Source organism: Synechococcales cyanobacterium T60_A2020_003 (assembly GCA_015272205.1).
Lineage (GTDB): Bacteria > Cyanobacteriota > Cyanobacteriia > RECH01 > RECH01 > JACYMB01.
In genome coordinates this window covers 1-7,939 of record JACYMB010000058.1, presented here as the reverse complement: position 1 = coordinate 7,939, position 7,939 = coordinate 1, and the positions used below count along the sequence as shown (strand labels likewise).

Here is a 7,939-nt window from a genome sequence, read left to right as displayed (position 1 = left end):
AAGCGTGAGTTGCACTGTCGTGTGGTGGTGGGTGGCAAATTGTCGAACAACAAGGGCGTCAATTTTCCAGGCGTTTATCTATCCATCAAAGCGATGACCGATAAGGATCGCCGGGATTTAATGTTTGGCTTAGATCAAGGCGTGGATTGGGTCGCCCTCAGCTTTGTGCGAAATCCCCAAGACATTCTCGAAATTAAAGAGCTCATTTCCGGTGCAGGTAAGCAAACCCCTGTAGTCGCCAAGATCGAAAAACACGAAGCCATCGAGCAAATGGAGGCGATCCTAGCACTGTGTGACGGTGTGATGGTAGCTCGTGGCGATTTGGGCGTTGAGGTGCCTGCCGAAGAAGTTCCTATTCTCCAAAAGCGTCTGATTTCAATTGCAAATCGACTGGCCATTCCGGTCATTACCGCGACTCAAATGCTGGACAGCATGGTACATAGCCCCCGCGCTACCCGTGCAGAAATTTCCGACGTCGCAAACGCCATCCTCGATGGAACCGATGCGGTGATGCTCTCGAATGAGACCGCTGTCGGCGCCTATCCAGTGCAAGCCGTCGAGACGATGACCCGCATTGCCACGCGAATTGAACAGGAACGGCCAGCGTTTTTGAGCGTGGATGACAAACCCGGACGCACTATTCCCAACGCGATTAGTCAAGCGGTCGGGCGCATTTCCGAGCAATTACGGGCAGAGGCGATTATGACCCTAACCAAGTCGGGCGCAACCGCACGCAATGTGTCGAAGTTCCGCCCTTATACTCCAATTCTGGCCGTAACGCCCCATGTGGAAGTCGCTCGACAATTGCAAATGGTTTGGGGGGTGCGTCCGCTGCTTGTCCTGGATTTGCCCTCTACCGGACAAACGTTCCAAGCCGCGCTGAACGTAGCCCAGGAAAAGAATCTGCTGTCTGAGGGGGATCTGGTCGTGATGACGGCTGGAACGCTTCAGGGGGTTTCGGGTTCCACCGATTTGATCAAAGTGGAAGTGGTAACTGCCGTACTGGGTAAAGGCATTGGCATTGGGCAGGGTTCGGTCAGTGGTCGGGCAAGGGTCGCCCGCAGCGGTAGTGATGTGGGTAATTTCAGTTCGGGCGAAATCTTAGTTGCGCCTAAAACAAACGCCGATTTCGTCGAAGCGATTCGGAAGGCTTCTGGAATCATCACGGAGGATGACAGTTTGACGAGTCATGCCGCTGTTATTGGCCTGCGCTTGGGGGTTCCGGTAATTGTGGGCGTCAAAAACGCAACTACTATTATTCGGGATGGTGCAATTCTGACTCTAGATATGCAGCGGGGGCTGGTTTACTCCGGTACGATCGCCGGAACCCAGCCAGAGGTCAGCATTCCCCTTTAGCTCTTAAGCAAGTTCAATAAAGTCAATAAAGGCGATCGCTCTCTTTTTAGCAGGAAGGGCGATCGCAGCCTCCTACGATAGGAAGGATTTTCAACAGTTATAGCTGTTGCCAGCTATAACCTGTTTGAGGCGCATCTTCAGGTTACTCAATGCGAATCGTATCGCGCAATCCCAACCAATTATGCCGCCTCACCCCCCAGGGCAAGATCAGCAGCATCGCAAAAAACACGACCACCAAGGCCAGGGCAAACGGCAATCCTACGCCAAAGCTGGATCCCATGTAGGTGAGCAAGAGGGTGTTAGGTACTAGCCCCAACACATTCGCTACGGCAAATACGGGTAACGACATCCCAGAAATTCCTGCACCGTAACTGACCAAGTCATAGGGTAGAAATGGGAAGACGTGGGTTACAAAAACCAGCCATCCTAGGTATTTATCGCCTCGATGGTTCGAGAAATAGATAACTTTCCCGGTTAACGCTTGAACCGTTGCCCGCCCCAGCGTGCGCCCGATGCCGTAGGCTGCAATACTGCCCAAGGCTAACCCAATAACCGCATATAGGCTTGCCTGGAGCGGCCCCCATACAAGTCCTCCAGCAATCGTAACCGGAGTACTCGGTACGGGGCCAATCACGATCGCCACAACCAAGAATCCAATATAGGCAACTACACCCGACGTTCCCAACGCTTGAATGGACTGCACCAATTCTGCTGGAGAGGAAAAATTAAGATCTGACTGGGTTAGAAACCACCACCCTGCCACGCCGCAAAGGCACAGGAATGAAAATGAAACCAGGTTAGGTAATGTACAAACAGCACTTAACTTGGATCGGATTTGTTTTTGTTTGGGCATAGTTTTCTCGATCGCCATCTAAAGGTGATATTAGCGAGATCGCGGATCTTTATGTCGCACCGATATGTCAGATCGAAATTTGGCCTTCCGCTGGAAGGCTCTCTTAAAACGTCCGCTTAATCTCGCCTGCCTATTCTCATACTCTCGCAACCGTTGATCGTGATGGATGAGTGCCCTACAAGTTCTAGCTGCGAGAGTTTGAGGCTGTTGTTCTTAGGAAATCTTTATGGCTACAATTCTGAGAATGATTAAAAGAAATGTAACAAGACGGGGCTTATATAAATAATTGTTGCGACTAATTGATCCCGTTGCTAACGTAGCTGGTATGGATGACTTGCTTATCTCGATCCTTGCATTCAGGAGGTTAGCTCCCCATGAACTGCCGTTGACACATCCCTAGGATTGGTGGTGATACGCCTCTCCCCGTCTTCAGCTCCGTAGCCCCATTCCTAATTACGTTCTCAATTGTGCCTTGGGTTGATCTTGCATTCGCAACCACTTGATATCGCGTACACGTTAGTTTTTTCCCTTCGTTTTTCATTTCAGCTCAGGCTTTCTAGCCGTGGGCGATCTGCCTAAAGAGCAGAAAGTTGTTATCAGAATTTCACTCACTCGTTAATCCTCTTGCGCTGCTTGGCTAGGGACTCTCAGTTCTGAGATTTAGACGGTCAATCGCAGCACAAGACCTCATGAATTGGAGGTTGATTTCACTATGAATTTTCAAGGCAAAACCGTGCTCATTACTGGAGCATCACGCGGAATCGGACGGGCGATCGCCCTTGAGCTTGCCCATCAGGGTGTGGCTCAAATTCTATTGGTTGCACGGAGCTATCCCCATCTGGCAGACCTCGCAGACGAAATCCGAGCCTTAGGGGTGGAAGCAATTCCCCTCTGTTTCGATCTAACCCAGCCCACCGAGGTTAGTATTGCGATCGCCCAAACCTGGAAAACCTATGGGCCGATCCACCTACTCATCAACTGCGCTGGAGTGGCACATCAATCCCCGTTTCTCAAGTCGCGACTCAGTCAGGTTCAACAGGAAATCGACACCAACCTCATTGGGATGTATACCGTCACGCGGTTGATTGCCCGTCGCATGGCCGCCCAGCGCAATGGTCACATTGTCAACGTTTCTAGCCTCATGGGTAAGGTTGCGGCTCCCTCTATGGCGACGTACTCCGCGACGAAGTTTGCGATTCTGGGATTTACCCAAGCGCTACGGTGTGAGCTTGCCCAATACAACGTTAAAGTGACGTCCTTACTGCCCTCACTGACCGATACCGACATGGTGCGCAACTTTGCCTGGTTTCGTTGGGTCGTACCCATGACGCCGCAGCACGTTGCTCATTCGTTGATTAAGGGACTTAAACGCGATGCGAAGGAGATCGTGGTCGGATGGCAAGGCCATCTAGCGGTATGGTGTAATCGACTAGCACCCTGGCTGCTGGAAAAAATTCTGTTGCTGACGGCTCCGACAGAGATCACACAACCCTTGCCCTATTCAAATCTGGAGCGCTTGTAGTTTCTAGGTCGCCGCTAACGAGGTAGGCAGGTGGACGCCCTGGAAGCAACAACCTCTTTCAGGGCACACCTTCTGAATACTGAAAGACACCGATCCCGCTGTCTTTACCGTGCAGTCAGGTAGAGAGCTGATTTCTCAAGGACAAATTCCTTAAAAGCTTGTGATTGCTTCAGCTTCGGTTGGGTAAAGCGCTATCAGGCTGTCAAAACCACAGGTTTCGAGAACATCTTTCACCGAATCATTAGCGGTGCAAATCTTCAGCTTTCCCCCAGAGGCTTGCAGCAATTTCGATGCAAGTAGCAACACCCGCAAACCAGCACTGGTTATGAAGTCAAGCTTTTCAAGGTTGACGAGCACTTTTTATAATTGCCCTGAACAATCTTTACCATTTCGTCATTGCCATAGCCCACCGATTTGGAGTCTAGCCGACCTTCCATATCGACTACCAATACTTCGTAAACCTGACGAGTTGTAATTTGGATTTGCAGGATTCCTTGCACAAGATAGATTGTGACTACGCCCTAAAACAATTCACGTAAAAATTCGGGAGCATTGAGTCTGAAGCCGTCTTTGCCACTGACTTCAACTCTATGGCTCAGGTCTGGATTTCAGGACACTCAACTCCTAACGCTTGGGGTGAATTCATTGTAGCGGCAGCACTATCAGAACGGAACATGCCACCCCTAGGATTGGGCATCTAGCAATAGCTTCGAAGCATGTTAAGGACTAGTAGAATACTCTCTTTCGTGGATAGACAGCAGAGCCTCCGCATAGGTGCGACCGTCCGGTGTGTAGATTTCTAAATAGGCGTTGGTAATTTCTGGGTGGGCACTATCGCGATAGAGACTATACCAGTCGCGATCGCCCTTAAAAATGAGTTGGCGTGCAGAGTCTACTTCTTCATTCGTGATCCGAACCGTACCACTGCCATCCTGCGCCTGCGCCACAAAATATTTCGGGAGTTGCGGATTCCCTTCAGCAGAGCAGACCTGAATCTGATAACTCGTACTTTCGGCAACGGCGTACAGGTCGGTATTGGTCGGGCAGTCTTCAATAGTGGAGCCATCGGTCGCCTCGTCCAGCGTACCGCGCACCGTTACGCTACCAATCTGGGGAATGGGGGTCAGTGGGTCATAGTCGCGCAGAACGTTGGGATCACCCGGAGAGGCCGTGAAGCGTTCTGGATTCAGGACTGGAGCTTGGGCGATCGCCGCTGGATTAATCACGACAACGGGCTTCTTCTGAAAGCGCGAGGTAATGGCCGAGAACATTTGGGGCTGTCTCCGACCGCGAGGTTGGGTGCTGACATAGATCGTTGCGCCTACTCCTAATAAGAGAGCGATCGCCAAGAATCGTCGTGGTCTAAATCTCATACCTCCCACCTCCCATACTCCACGGGCGCAAATCCCCTCTCTACATCTTAAATACGGATTGCCACCCCTCTTTCCCGAACTCCATTTGAAATTCTTCAATTACCCAAGTAATCGGTTTACCCTGTTTGCGGGCGATCGCCATCAGGTGATCTCGATACTCTATTTTCTGCTCCAACGTCGGAGACTGTCCAAAGATTAATCCTCTAAACCATGCGGAATCCGGCTGACAACCAAAGCGATCGTAGAACTTGCGTTTTGTCCAGTTAGATGAGGCTCCATCGCGGTAATCTTTGGGACGTTGTTGGCGCAAGAAATGCACCATCTTTTGAGCCAGGAGTTGGCGCAATTGTTCTTTGCTCAACAACTCCACTAAGTTATCCGTAAGAACCTCGGTTTCCGATTCCCAAGTATGACCACAGCCCGGACATTGCAGCAGAAATGACCATATCAGACGGTTGCACTGGGGACATTGCTTTGCCGGAGTAGACGCACTCGGATTGGACTCTTTTTGGGTGGGCAAGGTGTAGGACTTGATATCTTCCGGGAAACCGAGTCGTTGCAGATTTCCGGCCTGATCGAGAATAATGCCAAACTGTTTCCCGGTTGCCGGAGAGATCCGCATCACCCGTCCGATCTGCTGGTGGTGGAGCGCTCTGGATTGAGTCGGACGGAGTAATAGACCCACCTCTACGCTCGGTTCGTCAAAACCAATGCTAATCACATTGCACGAGGTCAATACCAAGATCTCGCCTGTTTTTAACTGAGCATAGAGTTTTTGGCGCTCCTTGATCGGCGTCCCCCCTTCGACAACGGCGGACGGAATTCCTGCGGCTGTAAATCCCTCAGAGACGTGCCGCGCATGTTCAATATCTACGCAAAAGGCGATCGTGCGTTTTCCGGGGGTCAGTCGTTTCCATTCTTCGATAATGCGTTCAATCAATTCGGGGCGATCGCACGCATTTTTCAAGTCTCGTTCGTCGTAATCTCCAGCAACCGTCCGCACTCCATCCAAATTGACCTGGGTTCCCTTGGGCATCCCAAAATACTTCATCGTGGAGAGGAAACCCATTTTCTGTAACTCCGACGGCACCGGGGAGTACACCAGGGTATCCATGTGATCGCCCAACTGATCTTTGCCCAGACGGTAGGGAGTAGCGGTCATCGCCAAATGGATCGCCTTGGGATGGGTTTCGTAGATCACCTGTTGCCCGACCTGACTGAACACCGTCGTATGGGCTTCGTCGTAAAACACCACATCCGCGTGCCAGGTTTGCCACCAGTCGCGCTTTGCCATCGTTTGCACACTAGCAATCTGGATGGGGGCATTGGGGTCTTCTTTCCATCCGGCTTTAATAAATCCGCAGTGCAGCCCAAAGGAGCGCATCTTTTCGTAGGTCTGCCCCACCAGGACATCAAGATGGACGAGAAACATGAGCCGACAGCCGCGCGACTCTATATCGGCACAGATGCGACCTCCAATCACGGTCTTTCCCGCACCTGTCCCAGCAATGATGGCAATGCGGCGATGTCCCTGCTGAATTTTGAGGTAGAGATCCCGAATTAACTCAAGCTGGTAGGGGCGCAGGATCGGTGCTTTGAGGATCGGTTTTTCATCAAGGTTGACCACGGGCGATCGCTCCGCAATTTTTCCAATCCTACAACACATCTGGTGGAGGCGATCGCTTGTTTACTCTACCGGGAACGGAATGGGCGTTTTCCGGTGTCAATTTTTGAAACGAGGACGGGTAGCGGGGAAATTCCCTTTAGGATGAAAGCAGGATAGAAATCTGGATGTTCTGGTGTGCGATCGCCCCACGCGAATCTGATGGAGCGACCACCCAGGCACCTTTTGTAACCCAAGGTGGTGCTAGGAGCGATGATGAATCGAAATCGGGCGTTGATGATGCTGGTATTAGGACTGAGCGTAGCGGGAGCAGTGAGTTTGCCCAAGGTGGCCGCTGCTCAGGAGCGACCTCCCTACAATTGCCGGACACGGGAAGTGTGGACGCCAGAGAAAGAACAGTGGTGTGCTGAGCATGGTAGACAGCCCTCGACCTCAATCGAAAATCTAGTAGGGACAGATTGGCAATTGACTCGTCTAAATGGCAGTCCGGTTTCCGATCAGGTGCAAACGACATTGATGGTTGAATCGAGCGATCGCATTGTCGGAAGTGGCGGCTGCAATCGTTACTTTGCGCCCATTACCGTTGATGGCAACGCCCTCACGGTAGGACAAGCCGGGTCAACAATGATGGCCTGCGAACCATTGATTATGGATCAGGAAACCCAGTTTTTGGCATCTCTCCAAACCGCAACTCGGTTCGTTCAGCGAGGCCGCACGCTCCGCATCTTCAGCGATGGACAGAGAAGACCCCTGCGGTTTGTGCAAACCTCCTCCAGCAGTCAAATTCCCCCTAGCAATACAGCTCCAGGTCTCATGATCAACGACTTAATCGGCACGGAATGGCAACTCGACGAATTAAACGGTAGCCCTGTTTCTGCAGATATTCAAACGACGTTAACCGTTGAATCGAGCGATCGCATTGTCGGTAAAGGGGGCTGTAACGGCTACTTTGCAGGCATGACCGTAGACGGCAACACCCTCAGCCTCAGTCCTATTGGGGCAACGATGGCGATGTGTGAACCTGCGGTGATGAATCAGGAATCCCAGTTCTTTTTAGTGCTTCAGTCTGCAACGCGATTTGAAAAAGAGGGAGACTCGTTGTTGATTTACAGCGATGCCTCGGATTATCCCCTCCGCTTTTCTCCCATCGGATCGACGGCATCAACGCCCAGTGACCTCATCGCGTCTTTGGTGGGTACAGAGTGGCTGTT

General features: G+C 51.5%; 7 protein-coding genes. 3 read left to right on the top strand and 4 right to left on the bottom strand.

The features are described 5' to 3' along the window. Positions 1–1,356: pyruvate kinase (gene pyk, locus IGR76_03155; protein MBF2077529.1), on the top strand; the 1,356-nt coding region annotated here is incomplete at its 5' end. Between the two features lie 142 nt (positions 1,357–1,498). On the opposite strand, the gene IGR76_03150 is transcribed toward pyk, so the two are convergent. Next, positions 1,499–2,209, bottom strand: coding sequence for a TVP38/TMEM64 family protein (locus IGR76_03150; protein ID MBF2077528.1), 711 nt, complete (start codon positions 2,207–2,209; stop codon positions 1,499–1,501). A gap of 712 nt (positions 2,210–2,921) precedes the next feature. Here IGR76_03150 and IGR76_03145 point away from each other — a divergent pair. After that, a complete protein-coding gene (locus IGR76_03145) occupies positions 2,922–3,731 on the top strand; it encodes an SDR family NAD(P)-dependent oxidoreductase (GenBank protein ID MBF2077527.1) in 810 nt (269 codons plus the stop codon). Positions 3,732–3,881: 150 nt separating this feature from the next. Here IGR76_03145 and IGR76_03140 read toward each other — a convergent pair whose 3' ends face one another. The 3 genes from IGR76_03140 to IGR76_03130 form a co-directional block, all read right to left on the bottom strand. Further along, a complete protein-coding gene (locus IGR76_03140; GenBank protein ID MBF2077526.1) occupies positions 3,882–4,088 on the bottom strand; it encodes an STAS domain-containing protein in 207 nt (68 codons plus the stop codon). A 362-nt stretch (positions 4,089–4,450) separates the two neighbouring features. Beyond that, positions 4,451–5,104, bottom strand: a complete 654-nt coding sequence (locus IGR76_03135; GenBank protein MBF2077525.1) for a hypothetical protein — start codon at positions 5,102–5,104, stop codon at positions 4,451–4,453. A 40-nt stretch (positions 5,105–5,144) separates the two neighbouring features. Next, positions 5,145–6,770, bottom strand: coding sequence for a DEAD/DEAH box helicase (locus IGR76_03130; protein MBF2077524.1), 1,626 nt, complete (start codon positions 6,768–6,770; stop codon positions 5,145–5,147). 210 nt (positions 6,771–6,980) lie between these two features. Between IGR76_03130 and IGR76_03125 the strand changes: the two genes are divergently transcribed. Further along, a partial coding sequence (locus tag IGR76_03125; protein MBF2077523.1) for an META domain-containing protein occupies positions 6,981–7,939 on the top strand: 959 nt, incomplete at its 3' end.

Coding starts and splice junctions, on each gene's coding strand:
- IGR76_03150 (MBF2077528.1), bottom strand. CDS start 2,209: ATGCCCAAACAAAAACAAATCCGATCCAAGTTAAGTGCTGTTTGTACA.
- IGR76_03145 (MBF2077527.1), top strand. CDS start 2,922: ATGAATTTTCAAGGCAAAACCGTGCTCATTACTGGAGCATCACGCGGA.
- IGR76_03135 (MBF2077525.1), bottom strand. CDS start 5,104: ATGAGATTTAGACCACGACGATTCTTGGCGATCGCTCTCTTATTAGGA.
- IGR76_03130 (MBF2077524.1), bottom strand. CDS start 6,770: ATGTGTTGTAGGATTGGAAAAATTGCGGAGCGATCGCCCGTGGTCAAC.